The sequence below is a fragment of the Paracoccus sp. 228 genome (genome assembly GCF_000967825.1).
In the GTDB taxonomy this organism is placed as follows: domain Bacteria; phylum Pseudomonadota; class Alphaproteobacteria; order Rhodobacterales; family Rhodobacteraceae; genus Paracoccus; species Paracoccus marcusii.
The window spans coordinates 543,702-562,577 of record NZ_JYGY01000003.1 but is presented as its reverse complement, the minus strand read 5'-3'; the positions used below and the strand labels follow the sequence as shown (position 1 = coordinate 562,577).

The following is an 18,876-nucleotide window of genomic DNA, read 5'->3' as shown; positions in this document are numbered from 1 at the left end:
TCTCAGTCATTCGGGCTGCCGGGCCAGGCGGGCACACCGTCGGCACCGACCAGCCGTTGCAGGCGGGCGACCGTTTCGCGCAGCACGGGGCCGACATGGGCATGGATGCGGTCGTCGGGCAGCACGTCGTCCAGCGCCCCGCAGGAGAACATCACCGGGCCGGCCAGCCGCGCCGACCGGAACGGCACCGACACCGCCGAGATGTTGGACGAATAGCGCAGCCCCTGGCGCACCACGGTATAGCCCTTGGCGATCAGTTGGCCGCGCGCCTCCAGCCGCAGATCCTCCAGCGTGCCGCCGTCCAGCGGCGGTTCGGGATGATCGGCCAGCAGGCCCGCGAATTCCTCGCGCGTGGTGGCGCCCAGCAGGGCCAGGCCCGACGACGATCCGGCGATGGGCAGGCGGTGGCCCACCTCCAGCCAGATCGACGCCGCGCGCTGCGGCCGCCAGGTGCGCATCAGGGCGACCTTGTCGCGGTCGCGCACCGCGAACAGGACCAGCGTGCCGGTCTGGTCGGCCAGGGCCTGCATCATGCCCTGCGCCGAATCCAGGAAGGCCAGCGATGCCGCCGCCACATGCCCCATCGCCAGCAGCGTCGGGCCGGGACGATAGCGGTCGTTGCGCTGCGGCTGCGTCAGGTAGCCCAGGCAGCCAAGCGTGTAGGTCAGCCGCGACACGGTCGATTTCGGCAGGCCGGTGCGTTCCGCGATCTGCGCGTTGCTCAGCCCGTCGTCATCGGTCCGGAACGCCCGCAGCACCGACAGCCCGCGCGCCAGCGCGGTGGCAAAGTTGCGGTCGTCCTCATAATCGGGGCGCGTGTCCGGGGCCGGGGTCATCACATGGACCCCGGAATCAGCAGCGACAGGATGGGGAACAGGATCAGCAGCAGCAGGACCAGCATGTCCACGGCCAGGAACCGCGTGACGCCGGCAAAGATCTTGTCGATCCCCACCGACTTGGTGACGTTGCTGACCACGAAGACGTTCAGGCCCACGGGCGGCGTGATCAGCCCGATCTCCAGCAGCTTGACGACGATGACGCCGAACCAGATCAGGTTCAGGCCGTAGCCCTCGATCAGCGGCACCATGAAGGGCAGCGTCAGGACCATGATCCCGATCGGGTCCAGGAACATTCCCAGCACCAGATAGATCACCACGACGACCAGCATCAGCATGGCCAGCGACAGTTCGGCGTCCGACACCATGCCCACAACCGCCCCCGCCATGCCCGTCAGCGCGACGAAGCTGACGAAGATCTTGGCGGCGCCCGCGATCAGGAAGATCGCCGCGGTCTGCACCAGGCTTTCGCGGACCGCGCGCCACATCACGCCCATCGTCAGGCGGCGTTGGGCAAAGCCGATGATCGTGGTCAGCACGACGCTGACGGCCGCGGCCTCGGTCGCGGTGAACATGCCGCCATAGATACCGCCGACGATGACCACGAACAGCAGCAGCGCGGGCCAGGCCGCGATGGCCGCATCGGTCCGGCTGGCATCGCCGCGTTCGCCGCGGGGGGCCGCGTCCGGGTCGCGGTTCACCCACCAGGCGATGACCAGCAGCATGCCGGCCAGCGAAAGGATGCCCGGCAGGATGCCCGCTAGAAACAGCTGCGCGATCGATGTCTCGGTGAAGATGCCATACAGGATGAACAGCACGGATGGCGGGATCAGCGACCCCAGGGTGCCGCCCACCGCCACCGATGCGGTGGCCAGCTTGGGGTCATAGCCCATGCGCAGCATCTCGGGGACGCAGATGCGTCCCATTGTCGAGGCGCAGGCGATCGACGACCCCGAGATGGCCGAGAACCCGCCGCATCCCAGCACCGATGCCATGGCCACGCCGCCCCGCACCGGCCGCAGCCAGACCGCCGCCGCGTCATAGATGCGCGTGGTGATGCCGGCATAGAACGCGATGTTGCCCAGGGCCACGAACAGCGGCACCATCGACAGATCGTAGGAATGGACCAGGTCGAAGAAATTCGAGAAGACCACCGAACTGGTGGGGTTCAGCGCCCGGTCCGGCATCCACGCGCCGGTGCGCGTGGCATAGACCAGGAACGTGCCGACGCTGGCCACGCCCGCCAGGGCGAACGCGATGGGCACGCGCATCGCCAGCAGCACCAGAACCGCCGCCATCGCGACAAGGCCGATCGTCATCGGGTCCATCAGTTCACCTCGTTTCCGTCGGCATCCAGGATCACGTCGCCGTGGCGCAGCTGCCGCAGGTCACCCACCAGCAGCATAGCCAGCCGCACCCACATCAGCAGCAGCCCGGCCATGAACAGCGCCACGCCCGGCCAGCGCGGCAGGTTCAGGTCGCCATAGTAGAACTCGCCCGAGGCGAAGGCCTGACCGGCCACCCGCCAGGACGCATAGATCAGCGGCATCAGCGCCAGAAGGCCAACGACATGGCCCAGCACGATCAGGGTCGCGCGCAGGCGCGGCGGCATGCGGTCCGACAGGAAGGTGACGGCGACGTGGCTGCGCGCCGCCGTCGCCGCCGCCATGGGCAGCAGGATGGCCGCGACCATCAGTTCGCGGACCAGGATGATCGCATCGGGCACGCTGGTTCCCCAGAACGCACGCATCGCGACGTTGGCAAAGATCACCAGCCCCAGCGCGATCAGCGCCAGGACGGCCAGGTCCAGAAGTGTCCGTTCGATCACGCGCATGGGATCAGCCGCGCTCCCAGGGATAACCCTGCGTTTCCAGCTCCTGCGTGTATTGCGCGATCAGCCCGCGGTATTCGTCCAGCAGCGCCTGTCCGTCCAGGCCCGCGGCATCCGCCCGTGCGACCCATTCGTCCAGGTAGGGCTGGCCCGCCTCGGTCAGCCGCGCGCGATCCTCGTCCGAGAAGCTGACGATCTCCTTGCCGGCATCCTCCAGGATCTTGATCGATTCGGCGTTCGCCTGTTCGATGATGCGGCCGAATTCGTCGGCCAGCCCCTCGCCCGCGGTCATGATGACCTGCTGCTGCTCTGGGGACAGCGAATCGAACATCGACTTGTTCATGACGATGCCAAGCGCGCCGACCTGGCCCCAGTCGATGAAGGTGTAGCTGTCGAAGACCTCGTCGAACTTCAGTGCCGCGACCAGGTAGGAATAGGTCTGGGTGCAGTCCAACAGGCCGTTCTCCATGCCCTGATAGGCCTCGTAGACGCTCATGTCGACCAGGGTCGCGCCCAGGTCGCGGAAGGTCTGGCCATAGGCGCCGACGCCACGCACCTTCTTGCCCGCCAGCTGGTCGACCGAGGTCACCGCCGGCCCCTTGCAGCCCATCTGCACCGCAGAGGTGGTGTAGGTGCCCACATAGACCAGGTTCTGCGCGGCCAGGTTGGCCTTGATCTGCTCGTTGTTGCGCATCAGCGCGTCGGTGGCCTTCATGCCCACCCACGGATCGGGATTGTCCAGCGGCAGGTCGGCGATGCCGTAGGCCACCATGTCCTGGGGGAAATAGACGCCGATGACGCTGCCCAGGTCGGCCACGCCGTCGCGCAGGGACTGGACGGCGGCCTTTTCCGAAAAGAGCGCCCCGCCCCAGGTGATGTCCAGCGTCAGGTCGCCGCCCGACTGTTCGGCCACCTGATCGGCGAACCACTGCGTCGCCTCGGCGCGCGCGCCGCGGTTGGGACCGGGCTCGCCATAGATCAGCGTGGTCTGCGACATGGCGGGGGCGGCAAGGGCTGCGGTCAGGCCGGCAGCCATCAGCGCCGTGCGATACGACGGTGTGGTCATGATAAAACTCCTCCCAGTTCCACTTAGCAGGCTGCCATTCCGCACTGGGAACGCAACCTTGAATTGACCTGATTGTGACCACTGCGCTATCTGGCGGTTTTCCGCCTGATGCCGGATGTTGCGCCTTCACCATCGGAGCTTCCCATGACGCCCCACCCCGTCCGATCGCTGCTGCTGGCCCTTGGCCTGTCCCTGGGCTGGGCCTGGCCCGCCGCGGCCCAGACCCAGGACCTGCCCTTCACCGCCGCCGAGATCGAGGCCGCACAGTATGACGGCAGCGATCTGCCCCGGGGCCGGTCGGCCCTGACCGCCAAGGTGCAGCTGCTGCTGGATCGGTCCGGAACCTCTCCGGGCGTCATCGACGGGTTCAAGGGCGGGATGAGCCAGAGCGCGATCAAGGCGTTCGAACGCCGCACGGGCCTGCCCCAGGACGGCGTGATGGACCCGCATGTCTGGAACCTGCTGCAGTCCTTCGCGACGCGCCCCGTCACCCAGACCTATGTCGTCACCGCCGAGGACGCCGCCGGGCTGGCCGCGTCGATCCCCACGGATTACGCGGAAAAGGCGCTGATGCCCGCCATGGCCCATACCAGCGTCGCCGAACGCCTGGGCGAGCGGTTCCACATGGACGAGAAGTTCATCGAGTTCCTGAACCCCGGCGTGGCCCTGGTACCCGGCGCGACCATCCAGGTGATGGCGCCGAATCCCCGCCTGCGCGGCCAGGTCACGCGGATCATCATCGACAAGGACAACCGCCGCGTCGCCGGATACAACGCCCGCGGCCAGATGGTCGTGGATTACCCGGCAACCATCGGCAGCAGCGCCACCCCCTCGCCGCAGGGGGCGCACAACGTGCGGACCGTGGCGATCAACCCGAACTATACCTATAATCCCAACGTCAATTTCCGCCAGGAAGGCAACGACAGTCCGCTGGTCATCCCGCCGGGGCCGAACGGGCCGGTGGGCACCGTCTGGATCGGGCTGACCAAGCCCACCTACGGCATCCACGGCACGCCCACCCCGTCGCAGCTGTTCGCGAACCAGTCGATGGGCTGCGTGCGCCTGACCAACTGGGATGCCGAGGAGCTGGCCGGCATGGTCACCATCGGCGGCACCGAGGTCCAGTTCCTGGATGCCGGGGTCACCATCGCCGACGTGACCGGCAGCGGCACCGCGGTCAGCCCGCCCGTGGCCGAAATCGCGCTGCCCGAAGGCACGACCGACCAGATCACGACGCCAGATCCCGCGCAGCCGCTGTCGCTGCCCGATCCTCAGGCGCCTGCCACCGTCGCCCCGACGACCCCGGCAGCTGCAGCCCCGACCCCCACTGCCCCGACGCCGATGGCCCCTGCGGCCACGGATCCGGCGGCCATCCCCGCCGCGCCGGATGCCACAGCGCCCGTGCCCCCTGATCCGCTCAGCGATGCCCTCAGCGGCGCGCTGCCCGAAGGGTTCGTCGTCCCGCCCTTGGAAGAGTCGCAGCCATGATCCGCGCCGCGGGGACGATCATCGCGTTGACGCTGGCGGTGGTCCCCGCCCTGGCGCAGGAGCGCACCCCTGAGGCAGAGCCTGACACCGCCCAGACCGCCGACCGCCCGCCCGAAAAGCCCGAAGCTGCGGAACCGGCGCCAGCGCCGGACCCGGTCCCTGATGCGATCAGCGAATCGGTACCGGACGAACCTGCAGCGCAGCCCTTTGGCCCGCCTCCCCCGCCGGTCTGGTTCACCTTGGCCGAGACGGACGCGGAATATGACGCCTGCCGACTGGCGCTGTCGGTGATGGGCGCGCAATTCCGCCCCCAGCCCCCCGTGACCGACCCGGACAACCGCGACTGCGGCATCGCCCGTCCGCTGCAGGTCAGCCGCATCCTGCCCGACGTCGCCCTGTCGGGCGAGCCGGTGATGCGCTGTGCGGCCGCGCTGTCGCTGGCCTTGTGGACGCGGGATTTCCTGCAGCCTGCTGCGGGGCTTCTGCCCGAAACGCCGCGCCTGACCGCGCTGGAGACCGGACCAGCCTATTCCTGCCGCGACCGCGTGGGGACCGGAGAGGCCGACCCGAAACCATCAGAACACGGCTATGGCAATGCGATCGACGTGATGGGCTTTCGCTTCGACGATGGCGATCCCGTGCTGGTGCAGCCGCGCCAAGGCGACGGTGATGCCGCCGAAAGCTTTCAGAAGGCAGCGCAGGGAACCGGATGCCTGCTGTTCACCACCGTTCTGGGACCGGGATCGAACGCCGCGCATGACGACCACCTGCATCTGGACATGGCGGCCCGGAACGGCGGCTGGCGGCTGTGCGAATGATACCTCAGCGGCTCTGACGCTCCATGTCCAGATAGGTCGGGTCGAACCGGGCCAGCATCGCCAGGCCCTTCCAGTCCAGGATCGACACATCGGCCCCCGACCAGCGCAGCAGGCCGCGATCACGCAGATCGCGCACGGCCCGGTTCACATGAATGGGTGAATATCCCAGGATATCCGCCAGTTCGCGTTGCAGCAAAGGCAGAGAGAACTGATGGTCGGCCGCGGCGCCGACGGCGTTCAGGCGGGTATAGACCTCGCACAGCAGGTGGGCCAGATGCGCGCTCGAGCGCAGCGAGGCCGCCGCGACCAGCCATTGCCGGTGCACCGCCGCGTCGATCAGCGTCGCCATCCACAAGAGGCGCGTCAGGTGCGGAAAGTTCTCGGTGATCTCGACCAGTTCGTCGTGATCGACGAACTCGACCTCGGCGGGACCGACAGCGACGACGGAATGTTCCAGCCCGGCCAGAACGAATCCGTGCAGATCGACGAAATCGCCCGGCACGTGCAGGGCGGTGATCACCCGTTCGTCGGGTCGGCCGACCAGGCGGTGCGAACGCGCCGACATGCCGCGCAGCATCATGCAGCTGCGTTTTGCGACCCGGTCGACGGGGACGATCACCTCTCCGGAGGCGAAGCTGACATGCTGGGTGCGCAGGGCGCGAAGACGGGCCAGATCGCGTTCGGGCAAACTGTCACGTCGTTGAAGGAAGCGGATAAAATACTCGGTAATCGCCATTCCGCCCCTCCTTCTAAGGCAGCCGGACAGTTGCAAATCGGGATTCTGGACGCAATGGTCCCCCCATGCGTTCTAACATTGATTAAGCCAACGCAACGCGGCGCCGCTTGGTTTCACGCGCGCGCGCGCATGGGCAGGCGCAGCGCGGCCTCCAACGCGGCAAAGCTGTCCGCGATGCCGGGGCAGCGTCGCGTCACGAATTCGTCCAGCTGGGGGTACAATCGCACCGCCTCGTCCAGCTTGGCGTCCGAACCGGGCGCATAGAGGCCCGCGCGGATCATCAGTTCCGATTCGGCATAGGCGCCAAGCGCCGCGCGGGCCCGCCCGATGGCGGCGTTCTCGACCGCGCTGGCGGCGTCGGGCAGCGACCGTGACACCGACCGCACCACGTCGACCGCCGGAAAGCGGCCCCGTTCCGCGATGGTGCGGTCCAGCACGACATGGCCGTCCAGCGTCCCGCGCAGGATGTCGGCCACCGGCTCCTCCATGTCCGATCCCGCGACCAGCACGCTGAAAATGCCGGTGATGTCGCCCGACCCTTCCGGGCCGGGGCCTGCGCGTTCCGCCAGCGCCATGATCAGGTTCGACACCGACGGAGGAAAGCCGCGATAGCTGGGCGGCTCGCCCGCGGCCAGGGCGATCTCGCGGTGCGCCTCGGCAAAGCGGGTGATCGAATCGGCCAGGAACAGGACGTGGCGGCCCTGGTCGCGAAAATGCTCGGCCACGGCCATCGCTGCCCAGGCACAGCGCCGCCGGATCAGCGGCGACTGATCCGAGGTCGCCGCGACGATCACCGCACGGGCCATGCCCTCCGGACCCATCGTCTTTTCGACGAATTCGCGCAGCTCGCGACCGCGTTCGCCGATCATGGCGATCACCACGACATCGGCCTGTACCCCGCGTGCCATCTGCGACAGCAGCGTGGATTTTCCCACCCCCGACCCCGCGAACAGGCCGATCCGCTGTCCCGCGACGATGGGCAGCAGCGTGTCGAAGACCGCCATTCCGGTGGCCAGCCGCGCCCCAAGGCGCTTGCGCGTGGCGGCAGGCGGCGCTTCGGTCCGAAAGCTGCGGCGCGTCAGGCCCTGGGTCAGCGGGCGACCGTCCAGCGGCTGCCCCAACGGGTCGATGATCCGGCCGATCCAGGCATCGCAGGGGGCGATTCGCGGCGCGAAGTCCAGCTGCACCTGGGCGCCGACCGACAGCCCCTCGATCGGGCCCTCGGGCAGGATCTGGGCGGCGCGGGGCGACAGGCCCACGATCTCTCCGCCCAGATCGCCCGATTGCAGGGCGATTCGCACCCGGTCGCCGACCGATGCGCGCCCGTTCAGCCCTTCGGCGGCGATCAGGCCAGCGCGGATAGACTGCACGCGACCGTAATGCGTGGCCAGGCGCAGCTGCGACAGCCGGCGCGCGATCGATTCAAGCTTGTCCATCCGGTCTCCTTTCGCCGCGTGTCGAAAATCCGGCGGCTGAAACGGTTTCTAAACCAATTGGGGTTAAGACCGGGTTTATCGAGATTGAGGAGAAGCCTCATGTTTGAGAAGATCGAAATGCTGCGGATGGCCCGCGCGATGGGCCAGCACACGCAGGCCCGCCACATCGAGGTGGCGCGCAACATCGCCAATGCGGACACGCCCGGTTTCCGGGCCCACGACCTGCAGCCCTTTGCCGAGACCTATCGGCAGGCCGAGGAGGGCGGCACGCTGCGCGTGTCGAACGCCCGCCACCTGGATGCGCCGCAATGGTCGCCCGGCGGGGCGCGGGTGATCGAGGTCGCGGGCCCCGTCTCTCCGAACGGCAACTCTGTGTCGCTGGAGGAGGAGATGGTCCGCGCCGCCGAGGTCAAGAGCAGCCATGACCGCTCGCTGACCATCTATCGCTCGGGGCTGGACCTGCTGCGGTCCAGTCTGGGACGCAGGTAAGGAACCACCACCATGACCGATCAGATTTCACCGCTGCGCATGGCAGCGTCGGGGATGCGTGCGCAGACCGAACGCCTACGCCACACGTCCGAGAACATCGCGAACGCCGACACGCCCGGCTATCGCCGCAAGCTGGTGACCTTCGAGGAGGCCGTCCGTTTCGGCCGCACGACGGGCGAGGTCCAAGCCGGCCGCATGCAGCTGGACCAGTCGGCGCTGCCGCGCATCCACGACCCCGCGCATCCGATGGCCGACCAGGACGGCTATTACGACGGATCCAACGTCGATCTGGTGATCGAGCTGGCCGACGCCCGCGAGGCGGGCCGCAGCTACGAGGCCAACCTGCGCATGTTCGAACAGACCCGTCAGATGAACGGATCGCTTCTTGATCTTCTTCGCCGCTAGAAAGGCCGACCCATGATTTCCGGATTGAACGCCGCCAACGCCTATTCCGCCGCCCGCACGGCCGTCGCCCCCCAGCAGGGATCGGAGGCCCTGGCCCGCGTGGGCCAGGCCGCCGAGGATTTCGCCGCCCAGATGGCCCAGGTCGACCAGGTCGCCACCGGCGCCATGACCGGCCAGACCAGCACCCAGCAGCTGGTCCAGACCATCGCCGAGGCCGAGCTGACCATAAACACCGTCGTGGCGATCCGCGACAAGGTCGTCGAGGCGTACCAGGAAATCCTGCGGATGCCGGTGTAGGGAAGGAACGTCGTGATGGGAGAGACGGTCCTTTTCGACATGCTGCGCCAGGCGCTGCTGATCTCGGTCCGGATCTCGGCCCCGCTTCTGGGGGTCGCGCTGATCGCGGGGGTGGTGATCGGCCTGTTCCAGGCGCTGACCTCGGTCCAGGAGATGACGCTGACCTTCGTGCCCAAGGTGGGGCTGATGCTGGTCGTCTTCTGGGTCTCGATGAGCTTCATGACCACCGCCCTGGCGGATTTCTACCTGGGCGAAATCATCCCCATGATCGCGGGCAGCTGAGATGGACAACGCAATCTATGCCAGCCTGTCGCGGCAATCCGGCCTGATGGCCGAAATGCGCGTCGTGGCCAACAACATCGCCAACGCGAACACCACCGGTTACCGGCGCGAGGGGGTGATCTTTGCCGAACACCTGTCCGCGCTGGACCGGCAGGGCGACACGCTCTCGATGGCCCACGCCCGCGGCCGCCTGCTGGACCTGCAGCAGGGCGGGCTGACGCAGACCAACAACAGCATGGACCTGGCCATCGAGGGCGAGGGGTTCTTTCTGGTCGAGGCGCCCGACGGGCTACGCCTGACCCGCGCGGGCGCCTTCATCCCCTCGGCCGAGGGGGAACTGATGACCGCCGACGGCCACCGTCTGCTGGACGAGGGTCAGGCGCCGATCATCCTGCCTGCCGGCGCCAATGCGGTGGCCATCGGTGCCGACGGCACGCTGTCGTCGAACGGCCTGCCCTTTGGCCGCATCGGCCTGTTCACCCCGCCCGAAGGCACCGACCTGACCCGCCAGAGCGGCACCGGCTTCGCCGTCGAGGGCGAGCCGCAGCTGGTCGAGGAGGGCCGCATCCGCCAAGGCTTCCTGGAGGACAGCAACGTCGACCCGATCTTCGAGATCACCCGCATGATCGAGGTCCAGCGCGCCTACGAGCTGGGCCAGACCTTCCTGGATCGCGAGGATCAGCGGATCCGCGGCGCGATCACCGCCATGACCCGATAAGGAGCCACCATGAGAGCCCTGCAGATCGCCGCCTCCGGCATGAGCGCGCAGCAGACCCGCGTCGAGGTCATCTCGAACAACCTCGCGAACATGTCCACGACCGGCTACAACGCCCGCCGTGCCGAGTTCGCGGACCTGCACTACCAGCAGGCCGCCCGTCCGGGCAGCGTCACCGCCGCCGACGGAACGGTGATCCCCGCCGGGGTCCAGCTGGGCCTTGGCGTGCGCCCGACAGCGGTCAGCGTGAACCTGCAGCAGGGCGCGCTGACGCAGACGGGCGGCGACCTGGACCTGGCCATCGAGGGCGATGGTTATCTTGAGGTGACGCTGCCGTCCGGGGTCTCGGGGTATACCCGCGACGGCGGGCTGAAGCGCTCGCCCGAGGGGCAGATCGTGACCTCGGACGGCTATCCGGTCGTCCCCGACATCACCATCCCCGAGGATGCCCGCGCCATCACCATCAATGCCGGCGGAGAGGTCTATGCCTACTTCGCCGACCGGGTCGATGCCGAGCTGCTGGGCCAGCTGACCCTGGCCGGTTTCGCAAACGAGAAGGGCCTCGAGGCGATCGGGTCCAACCTGTTCATCGAGACCGCAGCCTCGGGCGGCCCGCAGGTCGTGAATCCCGGCCAGGACGGCCTGGGCACCCTGCGCCAGGGCTATCTGGAGGAAAGCTCGGTCGATGCGGTGCGCGAGATCACCGACCTGATCAAGGCGCAGCGCGGCTATGAGCTGAACGCCAAGGTCATCACCGCTGCCGACCAGATGCTCGGCGCCACGACGCAGGTGCGGTGATGCGGGCGCTGATCGTGATGCTGGCGCTGCTGCCGGGGGCGGCCTTCGCAGGCGCCCTGGGCGCGGCGCACACCCTGCCGGTCGGGCACGTGATCGCGGCGGGCGACCTGACGGTGATCGACAGCGACCGGCCCGGCCTGACAGACCCGTCCGCTGCGATCGGGATGCAGACCCGCATCACCATCTACGAAGGCCGGCCGCTGCACGCCAACATGCTGCAGGCGCCCCGCGTGATCGGCCGCAATCAGATCGTGCGCCTGCGCTTTCAGCGGGGCGCCCTGCAGATCGACACCGAGGGACGCGCCATGTCGGACGGCGCCGCCGGAGAACTGATCCGCGTCATGAACATGGGCTCGCGCAGCACGGTCACCGCCCAGGTGATGCCGGACGGCACGCTGGCCGTCACCAATTGAGAGGAACGACGATGAAACCCGCCTATCTGCTGTGCCTGGCCCTTGCCGCCGCGGGCTGTTCGCGCGCCGCCAATATCGGCCAGCCGCCCGAACTGACCTCGCCCCGCGAGACCGAGGAATTCCTGGCGATGACCAATCCGCCCCTGAACCTGCCGCTGGATTCGGGCCGCCCCGAGGCCGCGGCCTCGCTGTGGGCCGGCACCCAGTCTTCGTTGATCAGCGACCGTCGCGCGGCCATCCGCGGCGACATCCTGACCGTCGTGATCGAGATCGACGACGAGGCGACGATAAGCAACAGCAGCGGCCGCAACCGCTCCAGCAGCGAGAGCCTGTCGATCCCGCAGATGGTCGGCATCCCCCAGCGCCTTGGCGAGAAGCTGCCCGAAGGTGCCAGCTTCGACAACCTAGCCGACGCGTCGTCGTCGTCATCCTATCGCGGCAACGGCAACATCTCGCGGCGCGATCAGCTGACGTTGCGGGTTGCGGCGACGGTCGTGGACACGCTGCCCAACGGCACGCTGCAGATCCAGGGCACGCAAGAGGTCCGCGTGAACTTCGAATTGCGCGAACTGACCGTCAGCGGCTTCGTACGGCCCGCCGACATCGATCGCAGCAACGAGATCGCCTATGACCGCATCGCCGGTGCGCGCATCAGCTATGGCGGCCGCGGCCAGATCACCGATGTGCAGCAGCCGCGCTATGGCCAGCAGATCGCCGACATCGTCCTGCCCTATTGAAGGTGTTCCCGTGATCAAGAAAATCATTCCCATTGCCCTGCCCGTGCTGGCCCTGGTCGGCGGCGCATTCGGTGGCGACATGCTGCGCGCCCCCGCATCACCGGCCGATCCCACAACCGAGGCCGCAGCCGCGGACGATGACGGCGCGGCCCCCGCCGATGACGGCCACGGCGGGGGCGAGGATCATGGCGGCGACGATCACGGGGGCGGAGACCACGGGGGCGGCGATCATGGTGGCGGGGGTGACCCCACCGAGGCCGCCTATTTCCAGTTCCCGACCCAGTTCTTCGTGCCCTTGATGCGTCAGGGCGACCTGCGCGACGTGATGATCCTGACGGTGACCCTGCAGACCGACGGGGCCAACCTCCAGGCGCTGTCGAAGAAAGAGCACATCCTGCGCGACGCCCTGCTGCGCCAGCTGATGATCCACGCCAATACCGGCGGTTTCGACGGCAATTTCACCGCGGATCGCAACCTTGTCACCCTGCGCGAGGGTCTGCTGCAGGCCGCCAAGGCCGCGACGGATGCCCCCGTCACCGCCGTCCTGATCGAGGATATCGCCCGCCAACCGGGCTGACCTGCTTGCCCTTGCCGCGCCTTCGGGCCAGAACCGCAGACACCCGGAGCGACCGCTTCGGGTGTCTGCTTTTCCGGAGGGGCCGTTGCACGCGCATCACGTGGTGATCCTGATGGCGACCTGGCAGGGCGCGCCGCACCTGGGCACGCAGCTGGACAGCATCGCGGCACAGACGCATGCGGATTGGTCGCTGATCGTATCCGATGATGGGTCGACCGATGAAACCCGGCAGATCGTCGAACGGTTCGCGGCGGATCGGCCCGCAGGACAGGTGCGGCTGGTCGACGGACCGCGCGCGGGCGCCACGCGGAACTTCCTGTCGCTGCTGGATCACGTGCCCCCCGATGCATCGGCCGCGTTCTGCGATCAGGACGACCAGTGGCTGCCGCACAAGCTGGCCCGCGCAGTGTCCGCCCTGCAGGGGTTGGCCGGACCCGCCCATTACGCCGCCCGGACCATCATCACCGATGCGGACCTGCGCCCCTTGGCACCATCGCGCCGGTTCCTTCGTCCCTTGGGCTTCCGCAACGCGCTGGTCCAGGCCTGCATGGCGGGCAACACCTCGGTGTTCAACCGGTACGCCGTGGCGCTGCTGCAGCACGCCGCGCCGCATGCGATGCAGGCGGGAGTGATCTCTCATGACTGGTGGGCCTATCAGGTCAGCGCGGGCCACGGCGCGACGCTGATCCACGACCCGGAACCCGGGTTGCTGTACCGTCAGCATGCCCGATCCGAAGTCGGGCGCAACGATACCCTGCCTGCGCTGGCTGCGCGGCTGCGCAAGCTGATGGCGGGGCAGTTCGGCGGCTGGCTTCGGGCCAACCGCGCCAGCCTGTTGCCCCTGGATCTTCCGTCCGACAGCCGCGCGACGCTGGCGCATCTGGGCCGGATGCTGGACAGCACCGGGCCGCAGGCCATAATGGCCATGCGGCGTGGCGGATTTTATCGGCAGACGCGGCCCGGGACGGCGGCTCTTGCGCTGTCGGCGCTGACCGGCGCCCTGCGCGCCTGATCGCTATTCGACGATCAGGTCCGCGTGCAGGGCACCTGCCGAATGGATCGATTTCAGGATGTCGATCATGTCGCGGGGCCGCACCCCCAAGGCATTCAGACCGTCGACCAGATCCGACAGGTTGGTCTCTCCGGCCACTTCGACAAAGCCAATGCCGGGTTCCTGGTTCACGTCGACGGCAGTGCGTGGTACGGTCACGGTCTCTCCAGCGGCAAACGGGTTGGGCTGGGATACCAGCGGCGCCTCGGCCACGCGCAGGGTCAGGTTGCCCTGCGACACCGCCACCCGGGAAATGCGCACGCGTTCGCCCACCACGATCGTCCCGGACTTGTGGTCGATCACGACCTTGGCCCGGTCTTCGGGTTCGATCAGCAGGTTCTCGATCCGGCCGACGACGCGGGCGGGGTTCACGTCGCCCAGGCCGCGGAAGTTCACGACGACCGTGCCGCTGTCCAGCGTCACGGCCAGTTGACGGTTGAAATCACGGTTGATCGCGTCCTCGACCCGCGTGGCGGTGGTGAAATCGGCATTGCGCAACGCGATGCGGATGTCGTCGATGCCGGCGAAATCGAACTCTACCTCGCGCTCGACCCGGGCGCCGACCGGGATGCTGCCGGTGGTGGGCACGCCCTCGACCACGCGGGCCGCGTCGCCCTGCGCCGCGACCCCGCCCGCGATGATCGATCCCTGGGCCACGGCATAGATGTTGCCATCCGCGGCCTTCAGCGGGGTCATCACCAGCGTACCGCCCAGCAGGCTTTTCGCGTCGCCGATCGCAGAGACGCTCACGTCGATCCTGCTGCCCGACCGCGCAAAGGGCGGCAGGGTGGCCGTCACGATCACCGCCGCCACGTTCTTGGACCTCAGGGCGTCGTCGGTGACGTTCACCCCAAGCCGTTCCAGCAGGCCGGCCAGCATCTCTTCGGTGAAGGGGGCATTGCGCATGCCGTCGCCCGACCCGTCCAAGCCGACGACAAGCCCATAGCCGACCAAATCGTTGCCCCGTACGCCGTCGAAATCTGCCAGATCCTTGATGCGCACGGGTACAGCCAGGGCCGAGGTCGCCACGGCCATCCACAGGATCAGTGCTTGCAGAACCGTCTTCATCGCAGGAAATCCACCAGTTTGAGGTTCGCCAGCCGCGCCTGGACCGCATAGAGCGATTCCAGTTGGCTTTGCACTTCGGTCAGGGCTGCTGCCGTCTCGAACGGGTCGGCGCTGCGAATGTCGCCGCGGGCCCGTTCCAGCGTGTTAAGGGTCGAGGTCCCGGTGACCTGCGCGCGCTCGACGGTCTGCTGGGCAAGGCCCACACGCCCCATCTCTCCCAGAACGGCGCTGTCCGCGGCGACCATCAGGGTGCCGCCCGTGGACAACAGCTCCCTCCGCTCGGCCACGTTGCCCGCCAGGATACCGCGGTCCAGGATGGCTGCGGTCGCCAAGCCCTTCAGCAGGTCGCGCACCGGGCCGGACGCACCGGTCGTCTGCATCTCGACCGAAACGCCTTCTCCGACGGTGATCCGCTGCGGCTGGCCAAGGGTCCCGTGATAGGCCGTGTCCAGAAACCCGCCCCCCCCGGCCGGAGCGTCGAACCAGTCGGACACCGCCTGCGCGACGTCTGCGGCTGTGGTCAGTGGCGCGACGATGGCCTGCAGGCTATCCAGGATGCTGGTCGCGTCCGACAGGGGGGCCACGTCTGACGCCTCTCCGGACAGAAGGTACCGGTTGCTGTTCGTGCCGTTCAGCCTCTGGATCACCGAATCGAACGCATTGGCCACTTCTGTCGACCGCGTCCCCAGCAGGGCCTGATCGTTGAACGGGTCGGTGGCCAGGGCCAGGCCCAGCTCCGTCGTGCTGAACCGGACGGCGTCGAACATGTCCTGCACCGCCTGCAGCCGGATGCCCGCATCCTGACCGTTCTGGCGCAACTGCCCGGCCAACTGGATGCGGCCTTCGATCTCGTTCAGGGCGCGGGTGTTGCCGCCAACGCGCTGGCCCACATCCGCGACCTGCCCGGACGCGACCTCTTGGGTCAGGGTGGACAGGGTCGTCTTGATCCGGTTCGAGGCGACCTGCAGCGCATAGGCGCGGGCTTGGTCACCGATACTGTTCAGGGTCACGGCTACATCCTCAGGATCTGGTTGATCATCTCGTCCACGGCGACCAGCACGCGGGCATTGGCGGCATAGGACTGTTCGTATTGCAGCAGGCGTTGCATCTCGGCGTCGCTGTCCACGCCCTCGGCCATCAGGCTGGAGGCGATGGTCGACTGGCGGCTGCTGCGGATGGTCAGGTCGGCCTCGGCCTCGACGCGCCGCGTCGACACCCGCGACTCGACCGACCCGAACCGGGCGGTCAGCGTGCCGTTCCCCTCGAAGCCGCTGCCCGCCTGCGCAGGGCGCGAGGCGTCCAGCGCCTGGACCAGCGCCGAAAGGATCGCGGATTGGCCTGTCGGTTCGCCGTTCGCAGCCTGCAGGCCCGACCTCAGGCGCCACAGCTGGCCCCCCTGTCCCGGATCGACCGTCGCATTCAGCGCGATCCGACCGGACAGGCCCACGACCGTCGCCGCGGTCGCGCGCGCACCGCCGTCGGTGAACAGCCCGGCATCGGCAGCCCCGAGGGACGGATCGACGGCGGGATCGACCAAACGCTGGTGCAGGTCAAAGGCCATGTCGTCCAGTTCCGACTGCATCTGCGGGGCCAACTGATCGCGAATCTGGAAGTTGGCGGCCAAGGACCCGCCGCCGAACAGGCGCATCTGCGCCGCGGTGACCGGCGTCCCGTTCAGGGTCAGCAGTTCCAGGGGTGCGCCAACGACCTGACCCGCGGTCACCTGATCTGCGCCTGAAAATCCCAGCCGGGCCGGCACGCTGCCATCCAGCAGCACCGCCCCCTCGGCGCTGAACAGGGCGACCTTGCCCGAGTCGCGCGCGACCTCCTGGATGGGAATGATGCTTGCGATGCGGTCGATCACCTGCTGGCGTTCGTCCATCAAGGGCGTCGCATCCTTGCCGTCCGAATCCAGGATGGAGATGCGCGCATTCAGATAGGCCACCCGCTCCAGCGAGGCATTTACCGTCGCCACGTCGGACGCGATGCCATGCTGCGCGGCGCTGCGCGCACCCTGCACCGCGGTCGACGCCGCGTTCAGCCGGTCTGCCAATGTCGAGGCCGTGCTGACGACCTGCGACAGGCGGATCTCGTCATCGGGCCGCGTCGCCGCACTGCTGAGCGCGGCCTGGAAATCGGTCAGCGCACCCGACAGGGAATGCGCCTCTCCGGGAAGACCGATGACCTTTTCCATCGACCGGTGAAACGACGCGCGTGCGGCGCCGTCACCGACGGACGAGGCCGCCAGGCGCGATTCGGAGAGCAGGCTGGAATTGACGATCCTAGTGATGCCGTCGATGCGCACGCCCCCGCCGTGCAGTTGGGCGGACACCACCATGTCGCGCCGGGCATAACCGGGCGTCATGACGTTGGCGATGTTCGACGCCACCGTCTCGGTGCCGCGCGCGGTGGCGGTCAGCCCCGACATCGCGTTCGATATCGCCTTGGCAATGCTCATGTCCGGCCTCCTTCACCCGATCCCCTGCGGGACGGATCAGCGCTTGATGTTCGTGGTTTCCTGCAGCATCTCGTCGACCGTCTGGATGATCTTGGCGTTCGACGAATAGGCGCGCTGCGTGGTGATCAGATGCGTCAGTTCCTGCGCGATGTCGGTGGTCGACGCCTCGCGGGCATAGCCGGCGATGGCGCCCGTCGGCCCGTCACCCGCATCCCACAGGAAGAAACCGCCGGAATCGGGCGATGTCTTGAAGGCCTGCCCTTCGACCGCCACCAGGCCGTTGGGATTTGGGACCTCGATGACGGGGATCTTGTACAGCGCCTTGACGAAACCGGTGTCGTAGGTCGCCTTGACATAGCCCTGCGGGTCAACCTCGACCGCGACCAGCTGCCCCACTGGAGAGCCGTTCTTGACCACGTTCGACGGAGAGAAGCTGGCCGCCAGCTGCTTCAGGCCCGAGGCCCCGCCCGGCACGCCGATGGAAAGCTCTATGTTGCCGCCCCCGACGGTCAGCGGGATCGCCCCGGTTGCCGGATCATAGCCGCCGCCGACGACGTTCAGCAGTGCGCCGCCCGCCCCCTGGCTGTCGTCGAACGTCACCTGGAAGGTGGAGATCGGGTTGGTCGCGGGATCACTGGCACTGTCGCTGATGCTGACCGTCCAGGTGTTCGACATGCCGGTTGGATCGCTGGTGTCGGGCGTGAAGGTGATGTCCAGCGATTCCGAGGTTCCCAGGTTGCCGAAATACTCGACGCGCAGAGGCAGCGGGTCGCCCGAGCCGGTGGGCAGGGTCTCTGTCGCGGGCAGGTTGGCGCCAAGCGACACCTGCGTCGTCGGATCCCCGACGGGGCGGTTCGATTCGATGCGGATCGGCTGCAGTGCGGCCGATGTGTCGCGCGCGACAAGCGGCATGCTGCCGTCCGCGGCCGTGGGCCAGCCCATCAGCACCAGCCCGCTTTCGGTGCGCAGCAAGCCGCCAGCATCGGGACGGAACGCACCGGTCCGCGTCATCATCAGCGACGGCGTCCCCCCACCGGTTGCATCGTTCAGGGTCGTCACGGGCAGCATGCCCCGCCCGGTCATCGCAAGATCCAGCGCATTCGACGTGGTCACGATCGCACCGTCCTGCGACACCGATCGCGTCGTCGACGCGCGAACGCCGCCTGCGGTGTAAAGGCCCGCCCCCTGCCCCACGACCAGCGCATTGAAGTCGGTCTCGACACGCTTGTACCCGAAGGTCGATGCGTTCGCGATATTGTCCGAGATGGTTCCCAGCCGCGACGAGTTCGCGGCAAGGCCGGACACGCCGGCATTCATCGCAGAGGAGATGGACATGGACAGACACCCTTCTGATTTCGGTCTTGTCCGTCACCCT

General features: G+C 67.9%; 22 protein-coding genes. 12 read left to right on the top strand and 10 right to left on the bottom strand.

All coding sequences use genetic code 11. The features are described 5' to 3' along the window. Nucleotides 1-2: 2 nt before the first annotated feature. Genes SY26_RS12370 through SY26_RS12355 form a run of 4 tightly spaced genes read right to left on the bottom strand, consistent with a single transcriptional unit; the run spans nt 3 to nt 3,733 of the window. Nucleotides 3-836 (bottom strand): IclR family transcriptional regulator, encoded by an 834-nt coding sequence (locus SY26_RS12370; protein WP_045980968.1) that lies wholly within the window; start codon nt 834-836, stop codon nt 3-5. Next, nucleotides 836-2,164, bottom strand: coding sequence for a TRAP transporter large permease (locus tag SY26_RS12365; RefSeq protein WP_046000729.1), 1,329 nt, complete (start codon nt 2,162-2,164; stop codon nt 836-838). Before SY26_RS12365 ends, SY26_RS12370 begins: the two co-directional genes overlap by 1 nt. After that, nucleotides 2,164-2,670, bottom strand: a complete 507-nt coding sequence (locus tag SY26_RS12360) for a TRAP transporter small permease (RefSeq protein WP_045980970.1) — start codon at nt 2,668-2,670, stop codon at nt 2,164-2,166. Before SY26_RS12360 ends, SY26_RS12365 begins: the two co-directional genes overlap by 1 nt. A 4-nt stretch (nt 2,671-2,674) precedes the next feature. After that, a complete protein-coding gene (locus tag SY26_RS12355; RefSeq protein WP_046000728.1) occupies nt 2,675-3,733 on the bottom strand; it encodes a C4-dicarboxylate TRAP transporter substrate-binding protein in 1,059 nt (352 codons plus the stop codon). Between the two features lie 144 nt (nt 3,734-3,877). On the opposite strand from SY26_RS12355, the gene SY26_RS12350 reads away from it, so the two are divergent. Further along, on the top strand, nt 3,878-5,221 hold the full coding sequence (locus SY26_RS12350; RefSeq protein WP_064503559.1) for a L,D-transpeptidase: 1,344 nt from the start codon (nt 3,878-3,880) through the stop codon (nt 5,219-5,221). Then, nucleotides 5,218-6,039 carry an extensin family protein gene (locus SY26_RS12345; protein WP_046000727.1) on the top strand — a complete coding sequence of 274 codons (822 nt, stop codon included), beginning with the start codon at nt 5,218-5,220 and terminating at the stop codon, nt 6,037-6,039. Before SY26_RS12350 ends, SY26_RS12345 begins: the two co-directional genes overlap by 4 nt. A gap of 4 nt (nt 6,040-6,043) precedes the next feature. On the opposite strand, the gene SY26_RS12340 is transcribed toward SY26_RS12345, so the two are convergent. Further along, nucleotides 6,044-6,775 (bottom strand): Crp/Fnr family transcriptional regulator, encoded by a 732-nt coding sequence (locus SY26_RS12340; protein ID WP_045980973.1) that lies wholly within the window; start codon nt 6,773-6,775, stop codon nt 6,044-6,046. Between the two features lie 113 nt (nt 6,776-6,888). Further along, complete coding sequence (locus tag SY26_RS12335; protein ID WP_046000726.1) at nt 6,889-8,211, bottom strand: FliI/YscN family ATPase; 1,323 nt, start codon at nt 8,209-8,211, stop codon at nt 6,889-6,891. A gap of 99 nt (nt 8,212-8,310) precedes the next feature. On the opposite strand from SY26_RS12335, the gene SY26_RS12330 reads away from it, so the two are divergent. The 10 genes from SY26_RS12330 to SY26_RS12285 all read left to right on the top strand — a co-directional run bounded on the left by SY26_RS12330 (nt 8,311) and on the right by SY26_RS12285 (nt 13,936). Continuing rightward, complete coding sequence (locus SY26_RS12330; RefSeq protein WP_045980975.1) at nt 8,311-8,700, top strand: FlgB family protein; 390 nt, start codon at nt 8,311-8,313, stop codon at nt 8,698-8,700. Nucleotides 8,701-8,712: 12 nt separating this feature from the next. Further along, entirely contained in the window at nt 8,713-9,105 is a 393-nt protein-coding gene (gene flgC / locus SY26_RS12325) for a flagellar basal body rod protein FlgC (RefSeq protein WP_046000725.1), read from the top strand. Between the two features lie 12 nt (nt 9,106-9,117). Continuing rightward, nucleotides 9,118-9,402, top strand: coding sequence for a flagellar hook-basal body complex protein FliE (locus SY26_RS12320; RefSeq protein ID WP_046000724.1), 285 nt, complete (start codon nt 9,118-9,120; stop codon nt 9,400-9,402). 15 nt (nt 9,403-9,417) lie between these two features. Next, the gene (locus SY26_RS12315; RefSeq protein WP_042250834.1) at nt 9,418-9,684 is read left to right on the top strand and encodes a flagellar biosynthetic protein FliQ; all 267 of its coding nucleotides are present in this window, start codon (nt 9,418-9,420) and stop codon (nt 9,682-9,684) included. Nucleotide 9,685: 1 nt separating this feature from the next. Then, a complete protein-coding gene (locus SY26_RS12310; protein ID WP_045980978.1) occupies nt 9,686-10,402 on the top strand; it encodes a flagellar hook-basal body complex protein in 717 nt (238 codons plus the stop codon). 9 nt (nt 10,403-10,411) lie between these two features. Further along, complete coding sequence (gene flgG / locus SY26_RS12305; protein WP_045980979.1) at nt 10,412-11,197, top strand: flagellar basal-body rod protein FlgG; 786 nt, start codon at nt 10,412-10,414, stop codon at nt 11,195-11,197. Beyond that, complete coding sequence (gene flgA / locus SY26_RS12300) at nt 11,197-11,610, top strand: flagellar basal body P-ring formation chaperone FlgA (RefSeq protein WP_045980980.1); 414 nt, start codon at nt 11,197-11,199, stop codon at nt 11,608-11,610. Before flgG ends, flgA begins: the two co-directional genes overlap by 1 nt. Before the next feature lie 11 nt (nt 11,611-11,621). Further along, complete coding sequence (gene flgH, locus SY26_RS12295) at nt 11,622-12,347, top strand: flagellar basal body L-ring protein FlgH (RefSeq protein WP_046000723.1); 726 nt, start codon at nt 11,622-11,624, stop codon at nt 12,345-12,347. Between the two features lie 10 nt (nt 12,348-12,357). Next, entirely contained in the window at nt 12,358-12,924 is a 567-nt protein-coding gene (locus SY26_RS21155) for a hypothetical protein (protein ID WP_052715260.1), read from the top strand. Between the two features lie 85 nt (nt 12,925-13,009). Continuing rightward, complete coding sequence (locus SY26_RS12285) at nt 13,010-13,936, top strand: glycosyltransferase (RefSeq protein WP_052715259.1); 927 nt, start codon at nt 13,010-13,012, stop codon at nt 13,934-13,936. Nucleotides 13,937-13,939: 3 nt separating this feature from the next. Here the strand turns inward: SY26_RS12285 and SY26_RS12280 are convergent, their stop codons facing one another. From SY26_RS12280 to SY26_RS12265, 4 genes are read right to left on the bottom strand one after another with little or no spacing between them, the layout of a single operon-like run. Next, nucleotides 13,940-15,043, bottom strand: coding sequence for a flagellar basal body P-ring protein FlgI (locus SY26_RS12280; protein WP_045980982.1), 1,104 nt, complete (start codon nt 15,041-15,043; stop codon nt 13,940-13,942). Continuing rightward, nucleotides 15,040-16,053: a hypothetical protein gene (locus tag SY26_RS12275; RefSeq protein WP_046000722.1), complete on the bottom strand. Its 1,014-nt coding sequence runs from the start codon at nt 16,051-16,053 to the stop codon at nt 15,040-15,042. Before SY26_RS12275 ends, SY26_RS12280 begins: the two co-directional genes overlap by 4 nt. A gap of 2 nt (nt 16,054-16,055) precedes the next feature. Then, a complete protein-coding gene (gene flgK, locus SY26_RS12270; protein WP_046000721.1) occupies nt 16,056-17,501 on the bottom strand; it encodes a flagellar hook-associated protein FlgK in 1,446 nt (481 codons plus the stop codon). 36 nt (nt 17,502-17,537) lie between these two features. Next, complete coding sequence (locus tag SY26_RS12265) at nt 17,538-18,836, bottom strand: flagellar hook protein FlgE (RefSeq protein ID WP_046000720.1); 1,299 nt, start codon at nt 18,834-18,836, stop codon at nt 17,538-17,540. Nucleotides 18,837-18,876: the final 40 nt, after the last annotated feature.

What these genes read in the sequence shown, in the direction of transcription:
- SY26_RS12265 (WP_046000720.1), bottom strand. Translation starts at nt 18,836, where the DNA reads ATGTCCATCTCCTCTGCGATGAATGCCGGCGTGTCCGGCCTTGCCGCG.
- SY26_RS12360 (WP_045980970.1), bottom strand. Translation starts at nt 2,670, where the DNA reads ATGCGCGTGATCGAACGGACACTTCTGGACCTGGCCGTCCTGGCGCTG.
- SY26_RS12350 (WP_064503559.1), top strand. Translation starts at nt 3,878, where the DNA reads ATGACGCCCCACCCCGTCCGATCGCTGCTGCTGGCCCTTGGCCTGTCC.
- SY26_RS12335 (WP_046000726.1), bottom strand. Translation starts at nt 8,211, where the DNA reads ATGGACAAGCTTGAATCGATCGCGCGCCGGCTGTCGCAGCTGCGCCTG.
- flgC (WP_046000725.1), top strand. Translation starts at nt 8,713, where the DNA reads ATGACCGATCAGATTTCACCGCTGCGCATGGCAGCGTCGGGGATGCGT.
- flgA (WP_045980980.1), top strand. Translation starts at nt 11,197, where the DNA reads ATGCGGGCGCTGATCGTGATGCTGGCGCTGCTGCCGGGGGCGGCCTTC.
- SY26_RS12330 (WP_045980975.1), top strand. Translation starts at nt 8,311, where the DNA reads ATGTTTGAGAAGATCGAAATGCTGCGGATGGCCCGCGCGATGGGCCAG.
- SY26_RS12310 (WP_045980978.1), top strand. Translation starts at nt 9,686, where the DNA reads ATGGACAACGCAATCTATGCCAGCCTGTCGCGGCAATCCGGCCTGATG.
- flgK (WP_046000721.1), bottom strand. Translation starts at nt 17,501, where the DNA reads ATGAGCATTGCCAAGGCGATATCGAACGCGATGTCGGGGCTGACCGCC.
- SY26_RS12345 (WP_046000727.1), top strand. Translation starts at nt 5,218, where the DNA reads ATGATCCGCGCCGCGGGGACGATCATCGCGTTGACGCTGGCGGTGGTC.
- SY26_RS12370 (WP_045980968.1), bottom strand. Translation starts at nt 836, where the DNA reads ATGACCCCGGCCCCGGACACGCGCCCCGATTATGAGGACGACCGCAAC.
- SY26_RS12365 (WP_046000729.1), bottom strand. Translation starts at nt 2,164, where the DNA reads ATGGACCCGATGACGATCGGCCTTGTCGCGATGGCGGCGGTTCTGGTG.
- flgH (WP_046000723.1), top strand. Translation starts at nt 11,622, where the DNA reads ATGAAACCCGCCTATCTGCTGTGCCTGGCCCTTGCCGCCGCGGGCTGT.
- SY26_RS12340 (WP_045980973.1), bottom strand. Translation starts at nt 6,775, where the DNA reads ATGGCGATTACCGAGTATTTTATCCGCTTCCTTCAACGACGTGACAGT.
- flgG (WP_045980979.1), top strand. Translation starts at nt 10,412, where the DNA reads ATGAGAGCCCTGCAGATCGCCGCCTCCGGCATGAGCGCGCAGCAGACC.
- SY26_RS12320 (WP_046000724.1), top strand. Translation starts at nt 9,118, where the DNA reads ATGATTTCCGGATTGAACGCCGCCAACGCCTATTCCGCCGCCCGCACG.
- SY26_RS12355 (WP_046000728.1), bottom strand. Translation starts at nt 3,733, where the DNA reads ATGACCACACCGTCGTATCGCACGGCGCTGATGGCTGCCGGCCTGACC.
- SY26_RS12280 (WP_045980982.1), bottom strand. Translation starts at nt 15,043, where the DNA reads ATGAAGACGGTTCTGCAAGCACTGATCCTGTGGATGGCCGTGGCGACC.
- SY26_RS12315 (WP_042250834.1), top strand. Translation starts at nt 9,418, where the DNA reads ATGGGAGAGACGGTCCTTTTCGACATGCTGCGCCAGGCGCTGCTGATC.